The organism is Streptomyces sp. CRN 30 (assembly GCF_034105845.1).
The window spans coordinates 22,263-48,376 of record NZ_JAVRHI010000513.1 but is presented as its reverse complement, the minus strand read 5'-3'; the positions used below and the strand labels follow the sequence as shown (position 1 = coordinate 48,376).

At 72.1% G+C, this 26,114-nt stretch carries 23 protein-coding genes; 11 read left to right on the top strand and 12 right to left on the bottom strand.

Annotated features, from left to right (window positions below; all coding sequences use genetic code 11):
• Nucleotides 1-4 precede the first annotated feature (4 nt).
• From UW392_RS59775 to UW392_RS59755, 5 genes are all read right to left on the bottom strand, one after another.
• Entirely contained in the window at nucleotides 5-625 is a 621-nt protein-coding gene (locus UW392_RS59775) for a hypothetical protein (RefSeq protein ID WP_320783899.1), read from the bottom strand.
• Between the two features lie 84 nt (nucleotides 626-709).
• On the bottom strand, nucleotides 710-2,161 hold the full coding sequence (locus UW392_RS59770; RefSeq protein WP_320783898.1) for a gluconate:H+ symporter: 1,452 nt from the start codon (nucleotides 2,159-2,161) through the stop codon (nucleotides 710-712).
• A 126-nt stretch (nucleotides 2,162-2,287) separates the two neighbouring features.
• A complete protein-coding gene (locus tag UW392_RS59765) occupies nucleotides 2,288-2,698 on the bottom strand; it encodes a RidA family protein (RefSeq protein ID WP_320783897.1) in 411 nt (136 codons plus the stop codon).
• The gene (locus tag UW392_RS59760) at nucleotides 2,695-3,459 is read right to left on the bottom strand and encodes an IclR family transcriptional regulator (RefSeq protein WP_320783896.1); all 765 of its coding nucleotides are present in this window, start codon (nucleotides 3,457-3,459) and stop codon (nucleotides 2,695-2,697) included. Before UW392_RS59760 ends, UW392_RS59765 begins: the two co-directional genes overlap by 4 nt.
• On the bottom strand, nucleotides 3,456-4,496 hold the full coding sequence (locus tag UW392_RS59755) for a sugar kinase (protein ID WP_320783895.1): 1,041 nt from the start codon (nucleotides 4,494-4,496) through the stop codon (nucleotides 3,456-3,458). Before UW392_RS59755 ends, UW392_RS59760 begins: the two co-directional genes overlap by 4 nt.
• A 136-nt stretch (nucleotides 4,497-4,632) precedes the next feature.
• Between UW392_RS59755 and UW392_RS59750 the strand changes: the two genes are divergently transcribed.
• The 4 genes from UW392_RS59750 to UW392_RS59735 all read left to right on the top strand — a co-directional run bounded on the left by UW392_RS59750 (nucleotide 4,633) and on the right by UW392_RS59735 (nucleotide 9,350).
• Entirely contained in the window at nucleotides 4,633-5,919 is a 1,287-nt protein-coding gene (locus tag UW392_RS59750) for an alanine racemase (protein WP_320783944.1), read from the top strand.
• Between the two features lie 16 nt (nucleotides 5,920-5,935).
• Complete coding sequence (locus UW392_RS59745; RefSeq protein WP_320783894.1) at nucleotides 5,936-7,600, top strand: D-aminoacylase; 1,665 nt, start codon at nucleotides 5,936-5,938, stop codon at nucleotides 7,598-7,600.
• 21 nt (nucleotides 7,601-7,621) lie between these two features.
• On the top strand, nucleotides 7,622-8,833 hold the full coding sequence (locus UW392_RS59740) for a pyridoxal phosphate-dependent aminotransferase (RefSeq protein WP_320783893.1): 1,212 nt from the start codon (nucleotides 7,622-7,624) through the stop codon (nucleotides 8,831-8,833).
• Between the two features lie 91 nt (nucleotides 8,834-8,924).
• Nucleotides 8,925-9,350, top strand: coding sequence for a hypothetical protein (locus UW392_RS59735; RefSeq protein WP_320783892.1), 426 nt, complete (start codon nucleotides 8,925-8,927; stop codon nucleotides 9,348-9,350).
• Nucleotides 9,351-9,728: 378 nt separating this feature from the next.
• On the opposite strand, the gene UW392_RS59730 is transcribed toward UW392_RS59735, so the two are convergent.
• Nucleotides 9,729-11,549, bottom strand: a complete 1,821-nt coding sequence (locus UW392_RS59730; protein WP_320783891.1) for a phosphoenolpyruvate carboxykinase (GTP) — start codon at nucleotides 11,547-11,549, stop codon at nucleotides 9,729-9,731.
• Nucleotides 11,550-11,899: 350 nt separating this feature from the next.
• Between UW392_RS59730 and trhA the strand changes: the two genes are divergently transcribed.
• Together trhA and UW392_RS59720 are read left to right on the top strand one after the other, a co-directional pair.
• Nucleotides 11,900-12,613, top strand: coding sequence for a PAQR family membrane homeostasis protein TrhA (gene trhA, locus UW392_RS59725; RefSeq protein ID WP_320783890.1), 714 nt, complete (start codon nucleotides 11,900-11,902; stop codon nucleotides 12,611-12,613).
• Nucleotides 12,614-12,641: 28 nt separating this feature from the next.
• Nucleotides 12,642-13,361, top strand: coding sequence for a Mut7-C RNAse domain-containing protein (locus UW392_RS59720; RefSeq protein WP_320783889.1), 720 nt, complete (start codon nucleotides 12,642-12,644; stop codon nucleotides 13,359-13,361).
• A 189-nt stretch (nucleotides 13,362-13,550) separates the two neighbouring features.
• On the opposite strand, the gene UW392_RS59715 is transcribed toward UW392_RS59720, so the two are convergent.
• Entirely contained in the window at nucleotides 13,551-15,575 is a 2,025-nt protein-coding gene (locus UW392_RS59715) for a thioredoxin domain-containing protein (protein ID WP_320783888.1), read from the bottom strand.
• Between the two features lie 206 nt (nucleotides 15,576-15,781).
• Here UW392_RS59715 and UW392_RS59710 point away from each other — a divergent pair, with 206 nt between their 5' ends.
• The gene (locus UW392_RS59710) at nucleotides 15,782-18,985 is read left to right on the top strand and encodes a tetratricopeptide repeat protein (RefSeq protein WP_320783887.1); all 3,204 of its coding nucleotides are present in this window, start codon (nucleotides 15,782-15,784) and stop codon (nucleotides 18,983-18,985) included.
• 182 nt (nucleotides 18,986-19,167) lie between these two features.
• Here UW392_RS59710 and UW392_RS59705 read toward each other — a convergent pair whose 3' ends face one another.
• Entirely contained in the window at nucleotides 19,168-19,416 is a 249-nt protein-coding gene (locus UW392_RS59705) for a hypothetical protein (RefSeq protein ID WP_320783886.1), read from the bottom strand.
• Nucleotides 19,409-20,269 (bottom strand): mycothiol conjugate amidase Mca, encoded by an 861-nt coding sequence (gene mca / locus UW392_RS59700; protein ID WP_320783943.1) that lies wholly within the window; start codon nucleotides 20,267-20,269, stop codon nucleotides 19,409-19,411. Before mca ends, UW392_RS59705 begins: the two co-directional genes overlap by 8 nt.
• Before the next feature lie 169 nt (nucleotides 20,270-20,438).
• On the opposite strand from mca, the gene UW392_RS59695 reads away from it, so the two are divergent.
• Both UW392_RS59695 and greA read left to right on the top strand, forming a co-directional pair.
• The gene (locus UW392_RS59695; RefSeq protein WP_320783885.1) at nucleotides 20,439-20,837 is read left to right on the top strand and encodes a DUF4307 domain-containing protein; all 399 of its coding nucleotides are present in this window, start codon (nucleotides 20,439-20,441) and stop codon (nucleotides 20,835-20,837) included.
• 168 nt (nucleotides 20,838-21,005) lie between these two features.
• Nucleotides 21,006-21,503, top strand: coding sequence for a transcription elongation factor GreA (greA, locus tag UW392_RS59690; protein WP_320783884.1), 498 nt, complete (start codon nucleotides 21,006-21,008; stop codon nucleotides 21,501-21,503).
• An 80-nt stretch (nucleotides 21,504-21,583) separates the two neighbouring features.
• Here greA and UW392_RS59685 read toward each other — a convergent pair whose 3' ends face one another.
• The 3 genes from UW392_RS59685 to ilvA form a co-directional block, all read right to left on the bottom strand.
• Nucleotides 21,584-22,429 carry an ABC transporter permease gene (locus UW392_RS59685; RefSeq protein WP_320783883.1) on the bottom strand — a complete coding sequence of 282 codons (846 nt, stop codon included), beginning with the start codon at nucleotides 22,427-22,429 and terminating at the stop codon, nucleotides 21,584-21,586.
• Nucleotides 22,426-23,445 (bottom strand): ATP-binding cassette domain-containing protein, encoded by a 1,020-nt coding sequence (locus tag UW392_RS59680; protein ID WP_320783882.1) that lies wholly within the window; start codon nucleotides 23,443-23,445, stop codon nucleotides 22,426-22,428. Before UW392_RS59680 ends, UW392_RS59685 begins: the two co-directional genes overlap by 4 nt.
• 149 nt (nucleotides 23,446-23,594) lie before the next feature.
• Nucleotides 23,595-24,824 carry a threonine ammonia-lyase gene (ilvA, locus tag UW392_RS59675; RefSeq protein ID WP_320783881.1) on the bottom strand — a complete coding sequence of 410 codons (1,230 nt, stop codon included), beginning with the start codon at nucleotides 24,822-24,824 and terminating at the stop codon, nucleotides 23,595-23,597.
• Between the two features lie 168 nt (nucleotides 24,825-24,992).
• Here ilvA and UW392_RS59670 point away from each other — a divergent pair, with 168 nt between their 5' ends.
• Entirely contained in the window at nucleotides 24,993-25,493 is a 501-nt protein-coding gene (locus UW392_RS59670) for a MarR family transcriptional regulator (protein ID WP_320783942.1), read from the top strand.
• Between the two features lie 98 nt (nucleotides 25,494-25,591).
• A complete protein-coding gene (locus UW392_RS59665) occupies nucleotides 25,592-26,098 on the top strand; it encodes a sigma factor-like helix-turn-helix DNA-binding protein (protein ID WP_320783880.1) in 507 nt (168 codons plus the stop codon).
• The last annotated feature ends 16 nt before the right edge of the window (nucleotides 26,099-26,114 follow it).

Below are 26,114 nucleotides of genomic sequence, written 5' to 3'. Positions count from 1 at the left end.
GTGCCTACTTGGCGTCGCCGGCCTTCTCCTCCGGCTCCGCCGTCTCCTCCTCCGGCTCCGCCGTCTTGTCCTCCGGCTCCGCCGTCTTCTCCTCGGTGTCGCCGTCCTCGAAGTACGCGTCCAGCACCGCGTCCAGTTCGGACTCCCACTCCGCGAACCGGCCGCGGGAGACCGCCTCGACCTCGACGTAGTACCAGCGGCGGTCGTGCGTGTGCACCGTGACGGTGAACCGCTTGCCGAAGCGCGCCGTCTCCGTCTCGACCGCGCCGATCTCGTCCCAGCGGAACTCGCACGCCTGGTCGTCCAGGGCGAGGCGGACGCCGCTGTGGTCGGCGACGACCTTGGCGCGCCGGTCGGCCGCCTCGAAGACGGGGCCGTCCTCCGGGGCCTCAGGGGCCTCCTCGGAAGCGTCCGCGGCGGCCTCCTCCGGGGATGCCTCGGCGCCGGACGCGCCGGGTGCCGGGGGCGGCTCCTCGTCGGCGTCCACAAAGCCGGGCTCCGCCTCCGCCGCCGGCTTCACGTCCTCCTTCTCGCCGGACCCGGGCGACGTGAGCCCGGGGATGAAGGCCGGGTCGAATCCGGCGCCTTCCAGGGGCTGGCTGCTCGATCCAATGCGCTGCTCCACGCGGGCAGTATGGTCGACGATCCTGTGCGGAGGACAGCCGGGCCCGGCATCGTTACCCCGACGATGCCGGGACGGACAGGCTTCTCAGACAAACAGACTCAGTACGGCCGCCACCGCGAACCCGCCGAGCGACAGCACGCTCTCCAGCACGGTCCACGACTTGAGCGTGTCCCGCTCGCTGATGCCGAAGTACTTGGCCACCATCCAGAAGCCGCCGTCGTTGACGTGCGAGGCGAAGATGGAGCCCGCCGAGATGGCCATGATGACCAGGGCGAGGAACGCCTGGGAGTGGTCGCCGTCGGCGAGCAGCGGGGTGACGATGCCCGCCGTCGTGACGATCGCCACGGTCGCCGAGCCCTGCGCCACCCGGAGCACGACCGAGATCAGGTAGGACAGCACGATCACCGGCAGGCCGATGCCGTTGAACGTGTCGGAGAGGGCCTGGGCGACGCCGCTGCCCTTGAGGACGGCGCCGAAGACGCCGCCCGCGCCGACCACCAGCAGGATGTTGCCGACCGGCTTGAGCGAGGACGTCGAGACCGACTCCAGGGACTTGCGGGACCAGCCGCGCCGGACGCCGAGCAGGTAGTAGGCGAGGAAGAGGGCGATGGTGAGGGCGACGAACGGGTTGCCGAAGAACTCGATCACCGAGCGGCCGGTGGAGGGGTCCAGGGCGATCGAGGAGAACGTCGCGGCGAGGATGAGGACCAGCGGGGTGCCGATGATGCCGAGGACCGTGCCGAGCGGCACCGGGTCCTCGCGCGGCGTGACACCGGCGGAGCGCTGCTCGGCGAGGACGGCCTCCTTGGCCTCCTCGGCGGCCTCGACCATGTCCTGGGGGACGGCGACGAAGAGGCGGCGGCCGATCCAGGCGGAGTAGGCCCAGGCGGCCAGCACGGCGGGGATGCCGCAGACGACGCCCATGAGGATGACCCAGCCGAGGTCGACGTGGAGGAGACCGGCGGCGGCGACCGGGCCGGGGTGCGGCGGCAGGAACGCGTGGGTCATGGAGAGCCCGGCCAGCAGCGGCAGACAGTAGAGCAGGACCGACTTGCCGCTCCGCTTGGCGGCGGCGTAGACGATCGGCGCGAGGACGAAGATGCCCACGTCGAAGAAGACCGGGATGCCGAAGATGAGGCCGGTGAGGCCCATGGCGAGGGGCGCGCGCTTCTCGCCGAAGAGGGACAGCAGCCGGGAGGCGAGCACCTGCGCGCCGCCGCTGACTTCGAGGATCGCGCCGAGCATGGTGCCCAGGCCGATGATGATGGCGACGTGTCCGAGGATGCCGCCCATGCCGGACTCGATGGTGGAGACGGCGTCGGACTTCTGGACGGTGCCGAAGAGTTCGGTGACCGACAGGCCGGCGAGCAGGCCGACGGCTATGGAGACGGCGAGCAGCGCGACAAACGGCTGGAGCCGGACCTTGATGATCAGGAAGAGCAGGAGGGCGATGCCGATCGCGGCGACGGTGAGCAGACCGGCCGTGCCGTCGATCAGGAGGAGCAGGCCGCCGGTGTGGGGCGGGGCTTCGGACATAGGGGGGTCCTCTGGTTTTTCTGGGGGAGTGCATACGGCTTTCGGGCAGGGAGCATCGCGGCACGGCGCTCCGGGCGGGGAGCGCCGTGCCGTGCGCGGAGAAGCGGGAGATACGGAGAGGGACGGTCAGCCCAGTACGGCGAGCGCGTCGATCTCGATGAGGAGGCCGGCGGGCAGGCCCACGTAGACGGTGGTGCGCGCGGCCGGGGGCTGGGTGAGGCCCTGTACCTCGAAGTACTCGTTGTAGATGGCGTTCATCTCGGCGAAGTGGTCGACGTCGGTGAGGTAGACGCGGATCATCATCGCGTCGTCCCAGCTCGCACCGCCCTCTTCGAGGATCGCCTGCACGTTGGCGAGGGTCTGCAGGGTCTGCTCACGCAGGGTGGGGCCGGCCGGGGTGGGGGCCTTGCCGTCCTCGTGCGGGAGGAAGCCGACCTGGCCGGCGACCTGGAGGATGTTGCCCTTGCGTACGCCGTGGCTGAACCTGGCCGGGGGCACGGTGTGGGTCTTGGGGGTGAGCGCGGTCTTCTCGGTCATGTGGTGACTTCCTTGACTGGGGTCCTGCCGGAGTACTCGCCGCTGATGGCGTCCGCCGTACGGCGCACCAGCGGGAGCAGGGTGAGGAGTTCGTCGGCGGTGACGACGACGTTCGGCGCGGAGACCGACATCGCGGCGACCACCCGGCCGCCGGCGTCCCTGACGGGTGCGGCGACGCAGTTGATGGACTCCTCGTGGCCGCCGAGGTCGGTGGCCCAGCCCTGTTCGCGCACCTTGGCCAGTTCCTTGAGGAAGGCGTCGGCGCCGGGTGTCGAACGGGCCGTGTACAGGGGGTAGTCGAGTTTCTCGGCGACGGCGCGGCGCTCGCTCTCGGGGAGGTCCGCGAGGAGCAGTTTGGCGACGGCCGCGACGGTGATGGCGACGGGTTTGCCGATCCGCGAGTACATGCGGACCGGGTAGCGGCTCTCCACCTTGTCGATGTAGAGGACCTCGTCCTCCTCGTAGACGGCGAGGTGGACGGTGTGGCCGCAGTTCTCGTTGAGGCGTACGAGGTGGGGGTGGGCGATCTCGCGGACGTCCAGGTTCTCCATCGCCTCCTGGGCGAGGGCGATGAGCCGGGCGCCGAGGCGGTAGCGCTGGTCGGACTGGCGGTAGACGAAGCCGTGTTCGTGGAGGGTGCGCAGCAGGCGCAGGGCCGTGGACTTGTGGACGCCGAGGGCGTCGGCGACCCGGCCGAGGTCGGCGGGGCCCTCGGCGAGCAGCGGCAGGATGCTGAGCGCGCGGTCGACGGTCTGGCTCATGGGGTGCGTACCTCCTCGTCGGCCCCTCGGACGTCCTGTGTCCAGCCGGGGCCGAGTCGCAGTCTCCCCCACGCGGCGTCGTCGAGGGCGGCGAGGCGGTCGGCGTGGTGCCGGGCGGGCGGTGCGGCGAGGTCGCCGGGGATGGTGAGGGCGGCGGCGGCCGCGAGGTGGCCGTGGCGGAGCCGGTCGCGGAGCGGGAGTCCGCGCAGGGTGGCGGAGAGGAACCCGGCGGCGAAGGCGTCACCGGCGCCGACGGCGGCGACGACGTCGACGCGGGGGGCGGGTTCGCGGGTGGCGTGCGGTCCGTGGAAGGCGGTGGCGCCGGCGGCGCCCTGCTTGACGACGAGCAGTTCGGGTTCGGGCAGGGCCGCCCGGACGGCGTCGGGACCGTCCAGGCCCCATGCCTCGTCGTCGCCGACGAAGACGATGTCCGCCCGGCGTGCCAGTTCCAGCAGTACCCGGGGGCCGTCGGCCGGGTCACGCCACAGGCCGGGCCGGTGGTTGACGTCGAAGGAGATCAGCGGGCGGCCGGGGCGGGGCGCGGTCAGGTGCCGCAGGAGTTCCAGGCAGTCGGCGGAGAGCGCGGCCGTGATGCCGGAGAGGTGCAGGACGCGTCCGGCGTCCACCGCCGCCAGGTCCACCGTCCCCGTGGACATCGCGGACGCGGCGGAGCCTGCGCGGTAGTACGCCACCTCGTGGGCGTCGGTGGCGCGGTCCCCGGCGGTGCGGAAGTACACGCCGGTCGGCCGGGCGGGGTCCCGGCGTACGGCACCGGTGTCGACGCCGTAGCCGCCGATGGTCTCCACCAGGTGGTCGCCGAAGCCGTCGGTGCCGACGCGGCTGACCCAGCGGACGGTGTGTCCGGCGGCGGCGAGCGCGCAGGCGACGTTGGACTCGGCGCCGCCGATGGCCCGGTCGAAGGAGGGGACGTCGGCGAGGCGGCCGGGGCGGGAGGGCAGGAAGGTGACCATGGACTCGCCGAGGGTGACGACGTCCACGACGTCGGGGGTGGTGGCAAGAGATCCGTCGGCGGTCACGATGAGGTGGGCTCCTGTTCCTCTCGCGGGCGGCGGCTTTTCGTTGACCCCGCGTTCGCCGAGATGTTAGACAGCAGTGAGCGACATACGCAACGGCTGTTGCAGAGAATGCAACATGCCTGACCAGGGAGGCTCCATGGCCCTCGACACCGGTATCGAAGCCCTCGCCCAGCTGGCCGAGGACCCTGTCGACCACCGTTTCAAGGGCCTCCCGCCGGACGCGTACGGACTGACCGTCGCCGAACTGGCCGGTCAGCGCCGCAACCTCTTCACCGGCGGCTTCACCACCCCCGTACTGGCCCTGTCCGCCGAGCGCCTCGCGCACAACCTCGCGCTGATGGAGACGTACTCGGCGCGGCACGGACTGGCCTTCGCGCCGCACGGCAAGACCTCGATGGCCCCGCGGCTCTTCCACCGGCAGATCGAGCACGGCGCGTGGGGCATCACCCTGGCCGTCCCGCACCAGGTGCGGGTCGCCCGCGCCTTCGGCATCCGGCGGATCTTCCTCGCCAACGAACTCGTCGACGCCGCCGCCCTGCGCTGGATCGCCGCCGAGCAGGCCGCCGACCCGGAGTTCCGTCTGATCACCTACGTCGACTCGGTGCGCGGCGCGGAGCTGATGGACGCGGCGCTGACGGAGGCGGGCGCCACCCGGCCGCTGGACGTCGTCGTGGAGCTGGCGGCGGGCGAGGGCGCCCGGACCGGCGTACGCACCGAGGCGGAGTGCGCGGCGGTCGCCGACGCGGTCGCCGCCGCCGGGTCGCTGCGGCTGGTGGGCGTCGCCGGCTACGAGGGCGAGGTGCCGGACGCCGACCCGGAGAAGGTGCGCGCGTGGCTGCGCCGCCTGGTCGCCCTCGCGGCCGGCTTCGACAAGGCCGGCCGGTTCGCGGGCATCGACGACATCGTGGTCAGCGCGGGCGGCAGCGCCTGGTTCGACGCGGTCGCCGACGTCTTCGCGGAGCTCCCCGGCCTCTCCCTCCCCGTGCTCAAGCTGCTGCGCTCGGGGGCGTACGTCTCGCACGACGACGGCCACTACCGCGAGATCACCCCGTTCAACCGGGTCCCCGAGGAGGGCGCCCTGGAGCCGGCGTTCCGCCTGTGGAGCCAGGTCGTCTCCCGGCCCTCCCCCGAGCAGGCGTTCACCAACGCGGGCAAGCGCGACGCCGCCTACGACCTCCACCTCCCCTTCGCGCAGGCGGTGCGCGGCGCGGACGGCGCCGAGCGCCCGGCCACGGGGATCGAGGTGACCGGCCTCTCCGACCAGCATGCCTGGCTGCGCACGGCCCCCGGGGCGGAGCTGGAGGTCGGCGACTGGGTCGGCATGGGCCTGTCCCACCCCTGCACGTCGTTCGACAAGTGGCAGCTGATCCCGGTCGCCGAGGCGGACGGCACGGTCGTCGACTACATCCGTACGTTCTTCTAGAGAGGGCCTCGCGAAGATGGAAGAGCTGGTCATCCGGGACGCGGAGGTCGTGGACGGCTCCGGTGGTCCCTCCTACCGGGCGGACGTCGTGGTCGACGGCGGCCGGATCGTGTCGATCGTCAAGGAGGCCGCGGGGGCCGGCTGCCAGCGGCCCACCGCCCGGCGCGGACTCGACGCCGAAGGGCTGGTCCTCTCCCCCGGCTTCATCGACATGCACGCCCACAGCGATCTGGCGCTGCTGCGCGACCCCGACCACAGCGCGAAGGCCGCGCAGGGCGTGACCCTGGAGGTCATCGGCCAGGACGGACTGTCGTACGCGCCGGTCGACGACCGCACGCTCGCCGAGGTGCGCGGCGCCATCGCCGGGTGGAACGGCCCCGGCGACGACATCGACTTCGACTGGCGCTCGGTCGGCGAGTACCTGGACCGCCTCGACCGGGGTATCGCGGTCAACGCCGCGTACCTGATCCCGCAGGGCACGGTCCGGGCGCTCGCCGTCGGCTGGGAGGACCGGGAGGCGACCGACGCCGAGCTGGCGCACATGCGGCGGCTGGTCGCCGAGGGGCTCCAGCAGGGCGCGGTGGGCCTGTCGTCGGGGCTGACTTACACACCGGGCATGTACGCGAAAGACGCCGAGCTGACCGAGCTGTGCCGGGTGGTGGCCGAGTACGGCGGCTACTACTGCCCGCACCACCGCTCGTACGGGGCGGGCGCCCTGGCGGCGTACCAGGAGATGGTGGAGCTGACCCGGGAGGCGGGCTGCCCGCTGCACCTGGCGCACGCCACCATGAACTTCGGCGTCAACAAGGGCCGGGCGCCCGAGCTGCTGACGCTGCTGGACGAGGCGCTCGCGTCCGGCGCCGACATCACGCTCGACACCTACCCCTACACCCCCGGCTGCACGACGCTCGTGGCGATGCTGCCGAGCTGGGCGAGCGAGGGCGGCCCGGAGCGCGTCCTGGAGCGGCTGGCGGACGACGCCACCGCCGAGCGCGTCCGGCACCACCTGGAGGTGACCGGCTCCGACGGCTGCCACGGCGTGCCCATGGAGTGGGACACGATCGAGATCTCCGGCGTCAACGACCCGGCGCTGACGGAGTACGTCGGCCGCACGGTCGCCGAGTCGGCGCGGCTGCGCGGCGAGACCCCGTGGACGACGGCCCGCCGGCTGCTCCTCGCCGACCGCCTCGCGCCGACCATCCTCCAGCACGTCGGCCACGAGGAGAACGTCCGCGCGATCATGCGCCACCGGGTGCACACCGGCGGCTCGGACGGCATCCTCCAGGGCGCCAAGCCCCACCCGCGCGCCTACGGCACCTTCCCGCACTACCTCGGCCACTACGTCCGCGAGCTGGGCGTGCTCTCCCTGGAGGAGTGCGTGGCCCACCTCACGTCCCGGCCTGCGGCCCGGCTGCGGCTGCCCGACCGGGGCCTGGTCCGCGAGGGCCACCGGGCCGACCTGGTCCTCTTCGACCCGGCGACGGTGGCGGCGGGCTCGACCTTCGACACCCCGCGCCGCCTGCCCACGGGCATCCCGCACGTCCTGGTCGACGGCCGCTTCGTGATCGAGGACGGCCGCCGGACGGACGTGCTGGCGGGGCGGTCGGTGCGCAGGACGCCGGTACCGAACGGGGCAAAACGCTCGTCCCACGTGGTGGAGAACACGGCCCATGGGTCGTGACCGGGCCGTAAGCTCACCGTCATGCAGGTGATCCAGTCGACCAAGCTCGCCAACGTCGGTTACGAGATCCGGGGCCCGGTCCTCGAGGAGGCGATGCGGCTGGAAGCGGCCGGTCACCGCATCCTGAAGCTGAACACCGGCAACCCAGCCGCCTTCGGCTTCGAGTGCCCGCCCGAGATTCTGGAGGACATCCTCCGCAACGTCTCGACGGCGCACGGCTACGGCGACGCCAAGGGGCTGCTGGCCGCGCGCCGCGCGGTCGTCATGCACAACCAGACCCTGGGCATCGAGACCGACGTCGAGCACGTCTTCATCGGCAACGGCGTCTCCGAGCTGATCGTGATGGCGATGCAGGGGCTGCTGGACGACGGCGACGAGGTCCTCGTCCCGGCGCCGGACTACCCGCTGTGGACGGCGGCCGTCTCGCTCTCCGGCGGCACGGCCGTGCACTACCGCTGCGACGAGCAGGCCGACTGGATGCCGGACCTCGCCGACATCGAGCGGAAGGTCACCGACCGCACCAAGGCGATCGTCATCATCAACCCGAACAACCCCACGGGCGCGGTGTACGACGAGGAGCTGCTGCGGGGGCTGACGGACATCGCCCGCCGCCACAACCTGCTGGTCTGCTCGGACGAGATCTACGACAAGATCCTCTACGACGACGCCACGCACGTCCCGACCGCGTCGGTCGCCCCGGACCTGCTGACGCTCACCTTCAACGGCATGTCGAAGGCGTACCGGGTGGCCGGGTACCGGGTCGGCTGGATGTCGGTCTCCGGTCCGCGCGCGCACGCCGAGTCCTACATCGAGGGCCTGACGATCCTGGCGAACATGCGGCTGTGCGCCAACATGCCGGGCCAGCACGGGGTGGTCGCCGCGCTCAGCGGGCGGCAGACCATCACGGACCTGGTGCTGCCGGGCGGACGGCTGCGCGAGCAGCGCGACACGGCGTACGAGCTGCTGACGCGGATTCCGGGCGTGACGTGTGTGAAGCCGAAGGGGGCGCTGTACCTGTTCCCGCGCCTGGACCCCAAGGTCTTCAAGATCAAGGACGACCGGCAGATGGTCCTCGACCTGCTCCGCCAGGAGAAGATCATGGTCGTCCACGGCACGGGCTTCAACTGGCCGGAGCCGGACCACTTCCGGGTGGTGACGCTGCCGTCGGTGGTGGACCTGCGGGACGCGGTGGGCCGCATCGGCCACTTCCTGGAGGGCTACGGCCAGCACTGACCCCTGGCTCGCCACCTTTTCCCGAAGCGACTCAACTTTAGAATGAATCCAATGTAGGATGCTTTCCTGGAAGCAGTTCAGGAGGCCATCCATGTACGAACCGATCCGTACCAAGTCGGTCCACAGCACGGTGGCCGACGGTCCGAATCCGGACTACCCGCACCGTTCCCGCGAGGAGGAGCTGGACATCCAGCTCGCGGGCCATCTCGCCGCCCTGCTCGCGGTCACGGACGAACTGCGGGCCCTCGCCCCCGGCGAGGACCTGGACACGGCGGCCGAGCGGCTCGCCGGTCAGGTGGCCCGGCTGCGGGACGGCCACGCGCCGGCCCGTGTCCCGCTGACCGCGGCCCAGGACACACCGCACCTCGCCGCCCTGCACCGCCGGGCCCACACCCTCGCGGGCCGGGCCCTGGTCGTGGCGGCGTCCCGCGCGGACACGGCGGCGGCGATCCTCACCGCCGAGCGCATGGACGCCCACGCGGCGGCCCTGGAGCCCCGCGAACTCGCCGCCCACTGAGCCCCCGGGCTCTCCCGCACGGCCCCGGTCCGCGCGCACCCGCAGCGACGCGCGGACCGGGCGCCACGAACGAGCGCCCCGTATGGGGCGCGGGGCTGTGACATACGCGGCTCCGCGGCGTGGGCGCGACGAGCCACGACGCGCCCGCACTCCACCACCCCTTGACCAAAGTCATAGGGGCACCCCCCACGTCGATCAACAACACACCGATGGGCCGGCCCCCGCACGCCGTTGTGCGGAGAGCCGGCCCGTTCACGGTCCCCCTCCGCCCCGGGACATCGAGCTACTGAAGCGGAAGGGCACCCCCTTCACGTCCGGCCTTCGTGACGACACCGCGGATCAGAGCGGGTCGGACCGTCCGCGAAACTCAGCAGGCGCTCACCCCAGGCGCCGCACCAGCGCCCGGTACTCCTCCCACAGCTCCTTCGGCGTGTGCTCGCCGAAGGTGTCCAGGTGCTCGGGGACCAGCGCCGCCTCCTCCCGCCAGACCTCGTTGTCGACGGTCAGCAGGAAGTCCAGATCGGCGTCGGACAGGTCCAGCCCCTCCGTGTCCAGCGCGCCCTTGGCCGGCAGCACGCCGATCGGCGTCTCGACGCCCTCGGCCCTGCCCTCCAGCCGCTCGACGATCCACTTCAGGACCCGCCCGTTCTCACCGAAGCCGGGCCAGACGAACCGGCCGTCGTCGTCCTTGCGGAACCAGTTGACGTAGTAGATCTTCGGCAGCTTCGCCTGGTCCTTGCCCTTGGCGACGTCCACCCAGTGGCCCATGTAGTCGCCCATGTTGTAGCCGCAGAACGGCAGCATCGCGAACGGGTCGCGGCGCAGTTCGCCGACCTTGCCCTCGGCGGCGGCGGTCTTCTCGGAGGCCACGTTGGCGCCGAGGAAGACGCCGTGGTTCCAGTCGAAGGACTCGGTGACCAGGGGCACGGCGGTGGCACGCCGGCCGCCGAAGAGGATCGCGGAGATCGGCACGCCCCTCGGGTCCTCCCACTCGGGCGCGATGATCGGGCACTGCGCGGCGGGGGTGGTGAAGCGGGCGTTGGGGTGGGCCGCCGGGGTGCCCGAGTCGGGCGTCCAGTCGTTGCCCTTCCAGTCCGTGAGGTGGGCCGGGGTCTCCTCGGTCATCCCCTCCCACCACACGTCTCCGTCGTCGGTGAGGGCGACGTTGGTGAAGACGGAGTTGCCCCACAGCGTCTTCATCGCGTTGGCGTTGGTGTGCTCGCCGGTGCCGGGCGCGACGCCGAAGAACCCGGCCTCGGGGTTGATCGCGTACAGCCGCCCGTCCTCGCCGAACCGCATCCAGGCGATGTCGTCGCCGATCGTCTCGACGGTCCAGCCGGGGATCGTCGGCTCCAGCATGGCCAGGTTCGTCTTGCCGCAGGCGGAGGGGAAGGCGGCGGCGACGTACTTCGACGCACCGCGCGGCGGCGTCAGCTTCAGGATCAGCATGTGCTCGGCGAGCCAGCCCTCGTCACGGGCCATCACGGAGGCGATGCGCAGGGCGTAGCACTTCTTGCCGAGCAGGGCGTTGCCGCCGTAGCCGGAGCCGTAGGACCAGATCTCGCGGTCCTCGGGGAAGTGCGAGATGTACTTGGTGCTGTTGCACGGCCAGGGGACGTCCGCCTGCCCCGGCTCCAGCGGGGCGCCGAGGGTGTGCACGGCCTTGACGAAGAACCCGGAGTCGCCCAGTTCGTCGAGGACCGGCCGGCCCATGCGGGTCATCGTCCGCATCGAGACGGCGACGTACGCCGAGTCGGTGATCTCGACGCCGAGAGCGGACAGCGGGGAGCCGAGCGGTCCCATGCAGAACGGGACGACGTACATGGTCCGGCCGCGCATCGACCCGCGGAACAGGCCGTTCTCCCCGGTGAAGGTCTCCCGCATCTCCGCGGGGTCCTTCCAGTGGTTGGTGGGACCGGCGTCCTCCTCCTTCGCGGAGCAGATGAACGTCCGGTCCTCCACGCGGGCGACGTCGGTGGGGTCGGAGGCGGCGTAGTAGGAATTCGGCCGCTTGATCGGGTCGAGCCCGCGGAAGGTGCCCTTCGCCACCAGTTCCTCGCAGAGCCGCTCGTACTCGGCCTCGGATCCGTCGCACCAGACCACGCTGTCCGGCTGGGTCAGTTCGGCGATCTCGTGCACCCACGAGATCAGCTCCTGGTGCCTGGTGGGGACGGGGATAGCCGCGATGTCGAGCGCCACGATTGCTCCTTCGAGGGGGATGTGGTGATGGAGGCCCCGTGGGGGCTGCGACCCGGACGCTTGCCCCGCGACCACCCTGGGCGCTCATCCGGTGCCGACCGCACTCATTTGATCATCCGATGCCTCCGCCCATCTGTCCAGAGGGCCGCACACCTGAGCGGCGTGAGGATCGCCACGCACCTCGGCGTATCTCCGCGTACCTCTCTGTTTCTTTGCGCACACATTGAGTGCTCCTGGCTCTCCTTTTACCTGACGGGCCGTCCGGCCGCGCGTGAGATCATGGCCTGAAGCAGTGATGCGCGAGGCTGTACTGACGCGTAACTTACGGTTCCGTAGGTACGATGCCGCGCATGACTGCGTCCGCCTCCGACGCGCACACGGACTCCCCGGCCGCCGGCCGCGGCCCCGTGGCGCTCAACCTGCCGCATCCGGTCAAGCCCAAGCTCCGCGGTTGGCTGCATCTCGGGATGTTCCCGGCCGTGCTCATCGCGGGTCTCGTGCTCACCGCCCTCGCCGACTCCTCCCGGGGCCGGCTCGCCTGCGGGATCTACGTCCTGACGGCGTGCCTGCTGTTCGGGGTCAGCGCCCTGTACCACCGGGGCAACTGGAGTCCGCGCATGGACGGTGTCCTGCGCCGCCTCGACCACGCCAACATCTTCCTGATCATCGCGGGCACGTACACCCCGCTCACCATGCTGTTGCTGCCGGAGGCCAAGGGCCAGTGGCTGCTGTGGGGCGTCTGGGGCGCCGCCGCGGCGGGCATCGCCTTCCGCGTCTTCTGGGTCGGCGCCCCGCGCTGGCTGTACACGCCCTGCTACATCGCCATGGGCTGGGCGGCCGTCTTCTACCTGCCGGACTTCATGCACACCGGCGGCATCGCGGTCCTCGTCCTGGTGATCGTGGGCGGCGTGCTCTACAGCGTCGGCGGCGTCGTCTACGGCATCAAGCGCCCGAACCCGTCACCCCGCTGGTTCGGCTTCCACGAGGTCTTCCACTCCTTCACGCTGGCCGCGTTCATCGCCCACTACGTGGGGATCTCCCTGGTGGCGTACCAGCACGCGTGACGATCGCAGGGCGTGCCATGCTGACCGGGTGAACGGCACTGAGATCACCGTCGAGTTCGCCCCCGAGCTGCACGTCTTCGTCCCCCGGGCGCGCCGGGACGGCACCGTCCCGGCCCCCGTCGACGGCGTCTCCACGCTGGGCCACGTCGTGGAGTCCCTCGGCGTCCCGCTGACCGAGGTCGGCACCCTGCTCGTGGACGGCGGCACGGTGGCGCCGGCGCACCTCCCGGTGCCGGGCGAGTCGGTGACCGTCCGCCCCGTGGCCCGCCCCCAGCGGGTGCCGGGCGCCCCGCTCCGCTTCCTCCTCGACGTCCACCTCGGCACGCTCGCCCGCCGTCTGCGGCTGCTCGGCGTGGACGCCGCCTACGAGTCCACCGACATCGGCGACCCCGCGCTCGCCGCCCGGTCGGCCGCCGAACGCCGCGTCCTGCTCAGCCGCGACCGCGGCCTGCTGCGCCGCCGCGAGCTCTGGTCCGGCGCGTACGTCTACAGCACGCGCCCCGACGACCAGCTCACCGACGTCCTGGACCGCTTCGCCCCCGCCCTGTCCCCCTGGACCCGCTGCACGGCCTGCAACGGCCTTCTGCGCGCGGCCACCAAGGAGGAGGTCGCGGACCGCCTGGAGAGCGGCACGCAGCAGACGTACGACGTCTTCGCCCAGTGCGAGGAGTGCGGCCGCGCCTACTGGCGCGGCGCCCACCACGAACAACTGGAAGCGATCGTGCGCAAACACACCGACGCCCGCTGAAGCGCCCCGTAAGGGGCGCGGGGCTGTGACATGTGCGGCTCCGCCGCGCGGGCGCGCTCAGCCCCCACGCACCCGTCACCGAAGCGCGGAGCCTCGGTCGTCAACGCTCCGTACGAAAACACACCGACGCCCGCCGAAAGCGCCCCCTAAGGGGCGCGGGGAACGGCGCGCTCAACCCCCACGCACCCGTCACCGAAGCGCGGACCGCAGCTCCTCCACCTCGGTGGTCGGCGCCTGGCAGGCGAAGTCCCGGCAGACGTACGCCGCAGCCGCGCCCCCCACCAGCGGCCGGTCCGCCAGCAGCGGGAACTCGTCACTCCCCGCCTCCCCGACGGCGACGGCCACCCCCGGCGCCGTACCGAGCAGCGCCGCCCGGTGCAGCCGCAGCGTGGCCTCGTCGCCCGCGGGTCCGACCACCGCGACCTCCCGCGGCCCGTCGAGGTACGCCTCCGCCACCGCCAGCCCCCACCCCACGAACCGCGGCACGCGCGGCCCCAGCGCCTTCACCACGCCGAGCGCCCGCTCCGCCGCCTCCCGGTGCGGCGCGGACCCGGTGTGCGCGGCGTACGTCAGCAGCGCCCCCGCCGCCGCCGTCCACCCGGACGGCGTCGCGTTGTCCGTGGGGTCCTGGGGCCGGCGGATCAGCCGCTCGGCGTCCGCCGCCGTGTCGTACAGCGTCCCGTCCGTCCCGCTGAACCGGGTGAGCACGTGGTCGAGGAGGAGCCCCGCGAAGTCGAGCCAGACGCCCTCCCCGGTGACGGAGGCGAGCGCGAGGAAACCCTCGGCGACGTCCGCGTAGTCCTCCAGCACGCCCGCGTTGCCACCGGCACGTCCGTCCTTGCTGGTGCGGGTGAGCCGGCCCTGGTCGTCGAGGTGCAGCCGGACCAGCAGGTCGGCCGCGGCGACGGCGGCGTCGACCAGGTCGGGCCGGTCGAAGTACGCGCCGGTCTCGGCGAGCGCGGCGATCGCGAGGCCGTTCCAGGCGGCGACGACCTTGTCGTCCCGGCCGGGCGCGGGCCGCTCCGCGCGCGCCGCGAGCAGCCGGTCCCGTACGGACAGGACGCGCTCGGCGTCGAACACGCCCTCGTGCTGCGGGAGCTGGAGCACCGAGGTGCCGTGCTCGAAGGTGCCTTCCTCGGTCACGCCGTAGTACTGGGCGGCCAGCCGCGCGTCGTCCTCACCGAGGACCTCGGCGAGCTGCGCGGGCGTCCAGGCGTAGTAGGCGCCCTCGACGTGCCTGCCGGTGCCGTCGTCGCTGTCGGCGTCGAGCGCGGAGGCGAATCCGCCCTCGGCGGTGCGCAGGTCGCGGACGAGGAAGTCGGCGGTCTCCAGGGCGGTCCGACGCGCGAGGTCGGAGCCGGTGGAACGCCACAGGTCCGCGTAGACCCGGCACAGCAGCGCGTTGTCGTACAGCATCTTCTCGAAGTGGGGCACGATCCACTCGCGGTCCACCGAGTACCGCGCGAACCCCCCGCCCAGCTGGTCGTAGATCCCGCCCCGGGCCATCCGCTCGCAGGTGTCCCGCGCCATCTCCAGGGCGCCCTCGGCGCCGGTGCGGGCGTGGTGGCGCAGCAGGAACTCGATCACCATCGACGGCGGGAACTTCGGGGCCCCGCCGAACCCGCCGCGCTGCGGGTCGTACTCCCGGGTCAGCCCGAGCAGCGCCTGCCCCAGCTCGGCCTCGCCGGGGGCCTGCGCGTCGCCGTAGGAGATCTCCCGTCCGGCGAGGTCCTGGACGATCTTCCCGGCGACCTCGGTGACCTCGCCGCGCCGGTCGGTCCACGCCTGGTGGACGCCGGCCAGGACCTGCCGGAAGGAGGGCATGCCCTGGCGGGGCGCGGGCGGGAAGTACGTACCGAAGTAGAACGGTTCGGCGTCCGGCGTGAGGAACACCGTCATCGGCCAGCCGCCCTGCCCGGTCGCCGCCTGCACGGCCTCCATGTACACGGCGTCGACGTCGGGCCGCTCCTCGCGGTCCACCTTGACGCTGACGAAGTGCGAGTTGAGGAAGTCGGCGGTGGCTCGGTCCTCGAAGGACTCGTGGGCCATGACGTGGCACCAGTGGCAGCTGGAGTACCCGACGCTGAGCAGCACCGGCACGTCCCGGCGCCGGGCCTCCTCGAACGCCCCGTCCGACCAGGGCCACCAGTCGACGGGGTTGTCGGCGTGCTGGAGCAGGTAGGGGGAGGTCTCGCGGGCCAGTCGGTTCGCCATGGGGTCCATCCTGCCCCAGTACCCGCGCCGCGCCGGACGGCACACCGCCGGGCCTCCGCGCAGTGCCTCCGCCCAGTGCCTCTCCGCAGGGCCTCTCCGCAGGGCGTTCACACCCTCGCGCATTTGACCGCTCGTCAACCGGGGAAGGACCCGTAGATGGGCCGGGGCGCGCAGACGCGACCGGCGCCGTCGGAGGGGGACGGGAGATGCGCGACAGTCATCGGGCGGAGGCCGAACGGCTGCTGGTACGGGCCGTGGAGGAAGAGGTGCGGCGCACCGGCGGCCGCACCGACGGAGCTGTGCTGCTGTCCCGGGCGCGCGGCGCCCTCGACTCGATGGCGCGCACGTCGGCGGAGGAGTACGACGCCTACACCCGGGCCCTGGACGAGGCCGAGGCCGGGCAGCTCACCTTCCGCCAGCGCTACGCCCGCGAGGGCGCCGGCACCCCGCTCCTTGTGGCCGGGGTCGCGGCGGTCGCGGCGGTCGTCGCCGACGTGGCGCTGGGCACCGGCACGGGCACCGCGGTCGGCGCGGGCCTGGCGGTCGGCGTGGTCGGCGCGGCGGCGACGGTGGTGAAGGTCGTCGGCTCGCACCTGCCGGCCGCGCACCACCGGGCGGGCGCCGTGGCCCAGCCGGGCGGGCCCGAGCAGCTGCGGCTGCAGTGGCTGACGGCGCTGGAGGTACGGGGCATCCGCCCCTTCCTCGACCAGCAGCGGGTCCTCGCCGCGTCCACCGGTCCGTCGAAGGCCGGGCCCCGGCTGCGCGGCGCCGACAAGAGCGCGGCGGCCCGGGGGCGGACGGTGCTGGAGCAGTCGTTCGGCCAGCTCCCGGTGGCGGAGGGCGCGTTCGCGGGCCGGCGGCAGGAGACGGCGCGGCTGCGGCAGTGGGTGCAGTCGGCCCGCGCGAGCACGGAGACCAAGCCGACGGTCGTGGTGCTGCACGGGGCGCCCGGCAGCGGCCGTACGACGCTCGCCGTGCGCGCCGCCCACGACCTGCGGGACCACTTCCGCGGCGCCTGCGTCGTCGATCTGCGCGGCGACACCCCCGAGGAGGCGCCGCTGCCCACGCGGGACGCCCTGCTGCATCTGCTGAACCGGCTGGGCGCGCCCCGCGAGCAGTTGCTGTTCCGGGAGCGGACGTCGGCGGACCAGCAGGTCAGGCGGTTGAGGGAGCTGTACCACCAGCATCTGACGGGCGTACCGGTCCTGGTCGTCCTCGATGACGCCGCCGATGTGGAGCAGGTGCGCGCCCTGGTGCCCGAGCGGTCCGACAGCCTGGTGCTGGTCACCGCCCGGCAGCCGCTGGAGCTGCCCGCGGACCTGCCCGCGCGGGTGCACCACCTGCCGGTGGAGCCCCTCGACGCGGCGGGCGCGGAGGAGCTGCTGCGGGCCGCCGCCGAGGACACCGACGGGCCCTACGACGCCGAATCCGCCGACCGCGTCCGGGACCTGTGCGGCGGGCTGCCGCTGGCGCTGCGGATCGCGGGCTCCGCGCTCGGTCCGCGCTCGCCGCGCGCCCTCGCCGCCGATCTCGGCGCCTACGGTCCCGTGGAACCGGTCGAGCGGGCGCTCTGGCTGCGCTACACCGACCAGCAGGAGCCCGCGCGCCGGCTGCTGCGCCGGCTCGCGCTGGCCGGGCGCACCTCGCTGGGCGCCGCCGCCGCTGCCGCGCTGCTGGCCACGGGCGAGGCGGAGGCGACCCGTCAGCTCACCGCACTGTCCCGGGCGGGACTCCTGGACCACGTACGGGGCAGCCGGTACCGCCTGCACGACGTGGTGCGCGGCTTCGCCCAGGCCCGCCTCGCCGACGAGGAGGAACCGGCCGAGCGGACCGCCGCGCAGGAACGGCTGATCGCCAACTACGGCGAACTGGCCGACTCGGTGCTGCGCCTGGTCGACGGCAACATGTCGACGCGCTCGGACCGGTTCGGGCCGCACGGCTTCACCTCCCTGGACGAGGCGCTGCGCTGGCTGGACGACGAGTCGAGCTTCATCACGGCCACGCTCCGGCACGCCGAGGGCGTCGACCAGGGCGCGGTCCTGAACCTGCTGGGCGCGCTCTGCGACTACTGCCTGCTCCGCGGCGACCTCTACCGGCTGGGCGAGATCAACGAACTGGCGCAGGCCGTCGACCAGGGCCTGCTGCTCCGCTCGGTGCAGTGGCGCACCGGCATCGCCGCCCGTCAGCTCGGCGAACTCGACAAGGCCCGCACCACCCTGGCCTCCGTCGTCGACCTCTACCTGGAGGCCCAGCACGACGCGGGCGCGGCCCGCGCGCTGACCTCGCTCGGCATCACCCTGCACCACCAGGGCAACCTGACCGGCGCGGCGGCCAAGCTCCACGAGGCGCTCGGCCTCCAGGCCGCGCCCGACCTCGCCACGGACCGCGCGTGGACGCTGCACGCACTGGCGGCGGTCCAGCGCGACCGGGCCCGGCTCGCCGAGGCGTGGGACCTGCTCGGGGAGTCCCTGGTCCTGCACCGCGCGGGCGAGTCCGTACACGGTCAGGCGTGGGCGCACTTCCAACTCGGCCAGCTCCATCTGCGCCGGGGCGACGTCCCCCGCGCGGAGGCCGACCTGCGGGCCGCCCTCGGTCTCTACGGCCGTACGCAGGACGCCCGCGGCGAGGCATGGGCGCTGACCCAGCTGGCGCGGGCCCGGCTGGTCGCGGGCGACGCGTCCCCGGCCGTGGACGAACTGCGCGGCGCGGTCGCCCGGCACCGGGACAACGAGGACGCGCGCGGCGAGGCCTGGACCCTGTACTACCTGGGCCAGGCCCTGGAGGAGACCGGCGACCTGGACCGCGCCGTCCGCGAGCTGGAGCGCTCCCGCACGATGTTCTCCCGGATGCGCGACGTCTACGGCCTGGCCTGTGCCCGGCACCACTCGGCCCGCGTCACTCGCGACCAGCGCGCCGCGCAGACCGGCTCGCTGCGCAACTCCGGCTTCGCCCGCCAGCTCCTCGTCGACGCCCGCGCCGACTTCCAGCGCATCGGCGTCGCCCACGGCGAGGCGTGGACCTGCCTGGAGCTGGCGGTGGTGGACGCGGGCAACGGCCGGACCTCGCAGGCCCTCGCCCTGTGCGACGAGGCGGCGGCCCTGTTCGCCTCCTACGGCGACCGCCGCGGCGAGGACTGGGCCCGCTTCCTGCGCTGCACGCTCCTGCCCTACGCCGCACCCGGCGGCGTGGAGGTCGGCACGGCGGTCGCCCAGGAGGAGCTGGCCCAGCTCTCCCGCACCGGCCACCCCAGCCGCGACGAACGCCTCGACGAGGTCCTGAACACCTTCCACCTCCTCCTGGAACGCGGCATCCACCTCGACGCGGGCTGGCAGGCATGGCGCCTGGGAATGGTCCCCGACCGGCACGCGCGGGAGGTGATGGGGGTGGAAGTGGAACTGAAACAGGCGTGACGACGAGGCAGCCACCGAGGGGCTGCTGTCCGGGGAGCTGGACGGCAACGGCTTCGCGGGAGCCCACTCCGGCCGTCTGCGGCCGGAGTCGGCCCACCTGCCGCTGTCACCGGCCGCACACTCCAGGTGACGCCCCGCGGAGGACGGCCCGCGGGTCAGCCCCGCGGGTCATGCCCCTGGGGTCACGCCCCGGAGCCGGCCCGTCCGTCGCCGGAAGTGCCGGAGGCGGACGGCTCCGCCTCGCCGCTCTCCTTGAAGTCGACCTTGCCCATGTGCCGGTTCATCGACTTCATCAGGAACCACACGGCGACGGCCATCACCGCGAAGACGACGAAGCCGAGGACACCGGGGGTGACCTTGTCCTCGTCCACCTCGGCGAGGGTGACGAGATGCGTCATTGCCAGGCTTGCGCTTACGCTCATGTCAGGCATTGTCCCGGATGCCCGCGAAGAGGTCGTCCTCGGGGAGGGAAGTGTCGACGAGGGACTTCGCCAGCTCGTACTCCTCCGTGGGCCAGACCTCCTTCTGCAGGTCCATCGGCACCCGGAACCAGCCGCCGTCGGGATCGATCTGCGTGGCGTGCGCGATCAGCGCCTTGTCGCGGACCTCGAAGAAGTCCGCGCACGGGACGTGCGTGGTGAGCGTGCGCTCCACCCGCTCGATCTCGGACCAGCGCTTCAGCCAGTCCCCGTAGGGCGACTCCAGGCCGCGCTCCAGCATCGCGTTGTGCAGCGCCTCGGTGCGCTGACGGTTGAAGCCCTGGTTGTAGTAGACCTTCAGCGGCTGGTACGCCGCGCCGTACTCGCTCTCCGGGTACTTCTCGGTGTCCGTCGCCCCCTCGAACGCCACCATCGTGATCTTGTGGGTCATGATGTGGTCGGGGTGCGGGTAGCCGCCGTTCTCGTCATAGGTGGTGATCACCTGGGGACGGAAGGCGCGGATCTTCCTCACCAGCTCGCCGGCCGCCTTGTCGACGTCCTCCAGAGCGAAGCAGCCCTCGGGCAGCGGCGGCAGCGGGTCGCCCTCGGGCAGCCCCGAGTCGACGAAACCGAGCCATTCCTGCTCGACCCCCAGGATCTCGCGTGCCTCGTCCATCTCCTTCCTGCGCACCTCGTGGATGTTCTCCTCGATGTACGGGTCCCCCTGGAGCTTGGGGTTGAGGATGGAGCCGCGTTCCCCTCCCGTGCAGGTCACCACGAGCACGTCCACCCCCTCGGACACGTACTTCGCCATGGTGGCCGCGCCCTTGCTCGACTCGTCGTCGGGGTGGGCGTGGACGGCCATCAGTCGCAGCTGGTCAGTCAAGACTCGATCCTCGGTTAAGTCGGCGCCCCGTGTCGGTCGGCGCGTTCGGCGGCTTCTATAGTGACCGAATCGGGAGGCGAATAATTCCGGGGTCCTGCTCCGGTGCTCCTTTCGGGACATCCGTTCCGTTCCGGCCGAGAGGACGATCATGAGTACGGCGACGACGCGCCCGCCCGAGAGCCGCTACGGCCGCTCCTCGGACGCGCAGGCCGACCGCACGCTCAAGCTCGTCGGCACGGTCCTCGGTGTCCTGCTCCTCGCACTGCTCGGCTGGTACGGCTACCACTACGTCGCGCAGAACGAGATCAGCGGCGAAGTGATCAGCTTCGAGACCGGCGAGGAGTCGGTCAAGGTCCACCTGGAGGTCCACAAGGACTCCGGCGTGAACGGCTACTGCACCGTGCGCTCGCAGTCCGAGGACGGCGCCGAGGTCGGCCGGGCCGACTTCCGCTTCTCCGGCGACGGGACCCGCTTCGACGAGGTCGTCACGCTGCGCACCAAGGACCGCGGCACGACTGCGGAGCTGCTCGGCTGTCACGCCGGCTGACGTCCACCTGGATCCGCCGCTATTGACCTGCGGCGATGCGACTCCGGTGGCTTATGTCCTCCTTCTTTGGCCTCTCAATTGTTAGGCTCGTGGTTTCGCCCTTCCGTGAAGGAACATGTTTCTGGGTAGGGCGATGTTTTGTATCCCCAGTACCGACGAGGAGCACCTGTGACCCAGACCAGCGAGAACGTCACCTGGCTGACCCAGGAGGCGTACAACAAGCTCAAGGAGGAGCTTGACTACCTTACTGGTCCTGCGCGCACGGAGATCTCTGCCAAGATCGCCGCGGCGCGCGAGGAGGGGGACCTGCGCGAGAACGGCGGGTACCACGCGGCCAAGGAGGAGCAGGGCAAGCAGGAGCTCCGCGTGCGCCAGCTGACCCAGCTCCTGGAGACCGCCAAGGTGGGTGAGGCTCCCGCGGCGAACGGTGCCGTGGCGCCCGGCATGGTCGTGACGATCGCCTTCGACGGTGATGAGGACGACACCCTGACGTTCCTGCTCGCCTCCCGCGAGTACGCGAGCGCCGACATCGAGACCTACTCGCCGCAGTCCCCGCTGGGTTCGGGCGTGACCGGCCACAAGGTGGGTGAGGACGCGGAGTACGAGCTGCCGAACGGCAAGAAGGCCTCCGTGCGCATCATCAAGGCCCAGCCCTACAACGGCTGATCCGGCCTCGCGCGGCTGGCCCTGCCCGGCTCCGACGCTCTCGACGGGCCCCCGGCGTCCCTGTGACGCCGGGGGCTCCGTCATGCGGTGGCCGAGCGGTACTTCCGCACCGCCAGCGTCCTGAATATGAGGACGATCAGCACCGAGTAGATCAGTGACGCCCAGACGGGGTGCTGCATGGGCCAGGCGTCCGAGGTCGACACCCCGGGGTTGCCGAACAGCTCACGGCAGGCCTGGACGGTGGCGCTGAAGGGGTTCCAGTCGGCGACGTGCCGCAGCCAGGGCGTCATCTGGCTGGAGTCCACGAACGCGTTGGAGACGAAGGTGACCGGGAAGAGCCAGATCAGCCCGCCCGAGGTGGCCGCCTCGGGGGTGCGGACGGAGAGGCCGATCACGGCACCTATCCAGGTGAAGGCGTAGCCGGTCAGCAGGAGCAGACCGAAGGCGGCGAGCACCTCGCCCACGGAGGTGTGGGTGCGCCAGCCGACCAGGAGGGCGACCATGGCCAGCACGAACAGGGTGAGCGCGGTCTGCACGAGGTCGGCCAGGGTCCGCCCGGTGAGCACGGCGCCGCGCGCCATGGGCAGGGAGCGGAAGCGGTCGATGAGTCCCTTGTGCATGTCGTCGGCTATCCCCGCGCCGGCCCCCGCCGTGGCGAAGGTGACGGTCTGCGCGAAGATGCCGGCCATCAGGAACTCTTTGTAGACGTCGGCGTCGGTGCTGGTGCCGATCTTCATCGAGCCGCCGAAGACGTAGGTGAAGAGGATCACGAACATCACCGGCTGGATGAGCCCGAAGAGGACCATCTCGGGAATCCGCGTCATGCGGATCAGGTTCCGGCGGCCGACGACGAGGGAGTCGCGGACGGACTGGACGAAGCGGTTGCGGGGCGGTTCGATGCGGACGGAGTCGGTGACGGCGCTCACTGGACGGCCTCCTTGCCGGTCTCGCTGCCGGTGGCCCCGCCGGTCTTCCCGTCGGTTCCCTTGTCGGCGCTCCCGGTCTCGGCCACATGGCCCGTGAGGGAGAGGAAGACGTCGTCGAGGGTGGGGCGGCGGAGGCCGATGTCGTCTATCTCGATGCCTCGGGCGTCCAGTTCACGGATGATCTCGGAGAGCAGCTTCGCGCCTCCGGTGACGGGGACGGTGAGCTTGCGCATGTGGTCCTCGACCGTGGTGTCGCCCTTGCCGAAGCCGCGCAGGAGGTCGGCGACGGTCGGGATGTGCTCGCGCTCGTGCACCACGACCTCGACGCGCTCGCCGCCGGTGCGTGCCTTCAGCTGGTCGGAGGTGCCCTGGGCGATCACCCGGCCGTGGTCGACCACCGCGATGTCGTGGGCGAGGTGGTCGGCCTCCTCCAGGTACTGGGTGGTGAGGAGCAGGGTCGTGCCGCCGGAGACCAGTTGCTTGATGACCTCCCACAGCTGCTGGCGGTTGCGGGGGTCGAGGCCGGTGGTCGGCTCGTCCATGAACATCACGGGTGGCGAGACGACGAGGGCAGCGGCGAGGTCGAGCCTGCGGCGCATGCCCCCGGAGTAGGTCTTGGCGGGGCGGTCGGCGGCGTCGGTGAGGTGGAACTGCTCCAGCAGCTCGGCGGCGCGGGCCTTCGCCGGCTTGGCCCGCATCTGGTAGAGCTGACCGACCATCTGGAGGTTCTCCCGGCCGGTCAGGTATTCGTCGACCGCGGCGAACTGACCGGAGAGGCCGATGGAACGGCGGACGTCGTCCGGCCGCTCCAGTACGTCGAGGCCGGCGACGACCGCCCGGCCGCTGTCGGGCCGCAGCAGGGTCGTCAGGCAGCGGACGGCTGTGGTCTTGCCCGCGCCGTTCGGCCCGAGCAGGCCCAGGACCGTGCCCTCGGGGACATCGAGGTCGACGCCGTCCAGAGCCCTTACGTCACCGAAGGTCTTCACCAGACCTTCGGCATAGATGGCGCCAGGCATATGAGTCTCCACGTCGTCGGGGAACAGGAAGCCTTGGTGTCACGGGAAACAGTAACGCGATGTATCGCGTCTCACAATGCACTTACTCGAACGAGTGAATGGCATGGTCCCTGCGGCCCGACCGTGTATCCCGCGTGACGGCGGAGCCCTCACATCATGACCGTGTAGCCCGCGTCCCTCAGGGCGCGGCCGACCTCGGCGCAGTGCTCGGGACCCTTCGTCTCCAGGTGCAGCTCCACCTCCGCCTCCGTGAGCCCGAGCCGGGGGTCGGTCCGCACGTGGCTCACGTCCAGGACATTGGCGTCGACCGCTGACAACACCCCGAGCAGCGTGGCGAGGGCGCCCGGCCGGTCCGTGAGCCGCAGCCGAACGGCCAGGTAGCGGCCCTGCGCGGCCATGCCGTGCCGCAACAGGCCCTGCATCAGCACCGGGTCGACGTTGCCGCCGGACAGCACCGCCACGACCGGACCCTCGAAGGCCCCCGGCTCCGCCAGCAGCGCGGCGACCGGGCTCGCCCCGGCCGGCTCCACGACCAGTTTGGCCCGTTCCAGGCAGAGCAGCAGCGCCGTGGAGAGCTGGTCCTCGGTGACCGTGCGGACCTCGTCGACCAGGTCGCCGACGATCCCGAACGGCACGTCGCCGGGCCGGCCCACCCGGATGCCGTCGGCCATCGTCGCCGGGCGCTCGACGGCGACCGGGCGGCCGGCCGCCAGCGACAACGGGTAGGCCGCCGCGCCCTCCGCCTGCACGCCCACGATCCGCACCTCCGGGCGCAGCGCCTTCACCGCGACCGCGATACCGGCCGCCAGCCCGCCGCCGCCCATGCCCACCACGACCGTGCGCACCTCGGGGCACTGCTCCAGGATCTCCAGCCCGACAGTGCCCTGGCCGGCGATGACGTCCGGGTGGTCGAAGGGGTGGATGAACACCGCCCCGGTCTCCTCCGCGTACCGCTGCGCGGCGGCCAGCGTCTCGTCGACGACCTGGCCGTGCAGGCGCACCTCGGCACCGTAGTCCTGGGTCGCGCTGATCTTCGGCAGCGGTGCGCCCTTGGGCATGAACACGGTCGAGGCCACGCCGAGCAGGGAGGACGCCAGGGCGACGCCCTGCGCGTGGTTGCCGGCGCTCGCGGCGACCACACCGGCGGCACGCTCCTCCGGCAGCAGCCCGGCGATCCGCACGTAGGCGCCGCGCAGTTTGAACGAGCCCGTGCGCTGGAGGTTCTCGCACTTGAAGTGGACCGGTGCGCCGACCAGCGCGGAGAGGTGCCTGCTGCCTTCCATGGCGGTCGTGCGCGCCACACCCGAGAGCATCTTCTGGGCCCCGCGCACGTCGTCGAGGGTGACGGGCCACGAGAGGTCGGCCGTGCTGTAGCTCATGACACCAGCATCGCAGTTCACGGCCGGGAGCGAACTCTGTGACCAGTGTCCGAGACCGGCTTTGCGCAGCGCCCGTACGCCCTGGGCCCAGGCCGCGTACCCTGTCCCCCAACCAGCAGCCCTTCACGAAGTGAGCCCCCGGCCATGCCCACAACACCTGAAATGTCGATGGACATGACGACCGCCGGTGACCCCGGTCTTCTCGACACGTTGCAGCACGAGGTGGCGGTGTTCGCCCGTCGTGCCGAACAGACCCGGCTCGGCGGTGTCGGGCAGGTGCGCAACACCATGGACCGCGCCGCCTACCTGCTGCTCAACCGCCTCGACAACGAGGGACCGATGGGCGTCAAGGCGCTCGCCGCGAGCATGGGGATCGACTCCTCGACGGTCACCCGGCAGGTCGCCCCGCTCGTCGACACCGGACTCGTCAAGCGCACCTCGCACCCCGAGGACGGCCGGGCGGTCGTCCTCCAGCTGTCCCCGCGCGGGGTGTCCCGACTGGACGAAGTACGGTCCTCGCGCCGCCAGCTGATGGCCGAACTGACCCAGGAGTGGACGCCGGAGGAGCGCGAGGCGTTCTGCGCGCTCCTCACGCGCTTCAATGGCGCGCTGTCCGCCCGTATGGCCCCTCAGGGGTCGACGAACGCGGGGGAAGCGCCGGCCTCCTGAAACAGGTGCTCCCGGCTCAGGCACTCCCGGCTCTTGACCGGCGGACCGCCGCTGTCCTCAGATGAGACCGGCAGGGTCGCCCTCACGCGGGAGGCGCGGTGCGCGAACGGCATGCGTCGCAGGGTGTCCGCCGGGCCCGGGAGTTCGAGGCGTTCGTCGCGGGTGCGGCAGGACGGCTGCTGCATGCCGCCACGCTGCTCACGGCCGAGGCGGTGGACTCCAATCCGCACGCGCGGCACCTGCTGACCCTCTCCCTCGCCCACACCTACGCCCGCTGGGACCGGCTGCGCGGTGAGGACCCCTACGACCGGGCCCGTCAGTACCTGGCGACGCGGTTCGCCCGCGAGGCCTGGCACCGCTACCGGGGCCCCGGCCGGGTCAGGGCGCATCCGGCGGGGCCGCTCGCCCGGCTGACGCCGCAGGAGCGCCTGATCCTCGTCCTGCGGCTGTACGAGGGGGTCGCCGAGGAGCAGACCGCGGCCCTGCTGGGCCTTCCCCCGGAACGGGTCCGCACGATCTGCGACCGGGCGACGGCGACACTCCTGCACGCTCCGCCGCCCCGGCCGCGGAGCGAGGGGTCCTCCCGGATGGAGGCGGTGCGATGAGCCACGCGCGCGTGCG

What these genes read in the sequence shown, in the direction of transcription:
- UW392_RS59770 (WP_320783898.1), bottom strand. Translation starts at nt 2,161, where the DNA reads ATGTCCGAAGCCCCGCCCCACACCGGCGGCCTGCTCCTCCTGATCGAC.
- UW392_RS59765 (WP_320783897.1), bottom strand. Translation starts at nt 2,698, where the DNA reads ATGACCGAGAAGACCGCGCTCACCCCCAAGACCCACACCGTGCCCCCG.
- UW392_RS59760 (WP_320783896.1), bottom strand. Translation starts at nt 3,459, where the DNA reads ATGAGCCAGACCGTCGACCGCGCGCTCAGCATCCTGCCGCTGCTCGCC.
- UW392_RS59750 (WP_320783944.1), top strand. Translation starts at nt 4,633, where the DNA reads ATGGCCCTCGACACCGGTATCGAAGCCCTCGCCCAGCTGGCCGAGGAC.
- UW392_RS59745 (WP_320783894.1), top strand. Translation starts at nt 5,936, where the DNA reads ATGGAAGAGCTGGTCATCCGGGACGCGGAGGTCGTGGACGGCTCCGGT.
- UW392_RS59740 (WP_320783893.1), top strand. Translation starts at nt 7,622, where the DNA reads ATGCAGGTGATCCAGTCGACCAAGCTCGCCAACGTCGGTTACGAGATC.
- UW392_RS59735 (WP_320783892.1), top strand. Translation starts at nt 8,925, where the DNA reads ATGTACGAACCGATCCGTACCAAGTCGGTCCACAGCACGGTGGCCGAC.
- trhA (WP_320783890.1), top strand. Translation starts at nt 11,900, where the DNA reads ATGACTGCGTCCGCCTCCGACGCGCACACGGACTCCCCGGCCGCCGGC.
- UW392_RS59715 (WP_320783888.1), bottom strand. Translation starts at nt 15,575, where the DNA reads ATGGCGAACCGACTGGCCCGCGAGACCTCCCCCTACCTGCTCCAGCAC.
- UW392_RS59710 (WP_320783887.1), top strand. Translation starts at nt 15,782, where the DNA reads ATGCGCGACAGTCATCGGGCGGAGGCCGAACGGCTGCTGGTACGGGCC.
- UW392_RS59705 (WP_320783886.1), bottom strand. Translation starts at nt 19,416, where the DNA reads ATGCCTGACATGAGCGTAAGCGCAAGCCTGGCAATGACGCATCTCGTC.
- mca (WP_320783943.1), bottom strand. Translation starts at nt 20,269, where the DNA reads ATGGCCGTCCACGCCCACCCCGACGACGAGTCGAGCAAGGGCGCGGCC.
- UW392_RS59695 (WP_320783885.1), top strand. Translation starts at nt 20,439, where the DNA reads ATGAGTACGGCGACGACGCGCCCGCCCGAGAGCCGCTACGGCCGCTCC.
- UW392_RS59680 (WP_320783882.1), bottom strand. Translation starts at nt 23,445, where the DNA reads ATGCCTGGCGCCATCTATGCCGAAGGTCTGGTGAAGACCTTCGGTGAC.
- ilvA (WP_320783881.1), bottom strand. Translation starts at nt 24,824, where the DNA reads ATGAGCTACAGCACGGCCGACCTCTCGTGGCCCGTCACCCTCGACGAC.
- UW392_RS59670 (WP_320783942.1), top strand. Translation starts at nt 24,993, where the DNA reads ATGGACATGACGACCGCCGGTGACCCCGGTCTTCTCGACACGTTGCAG.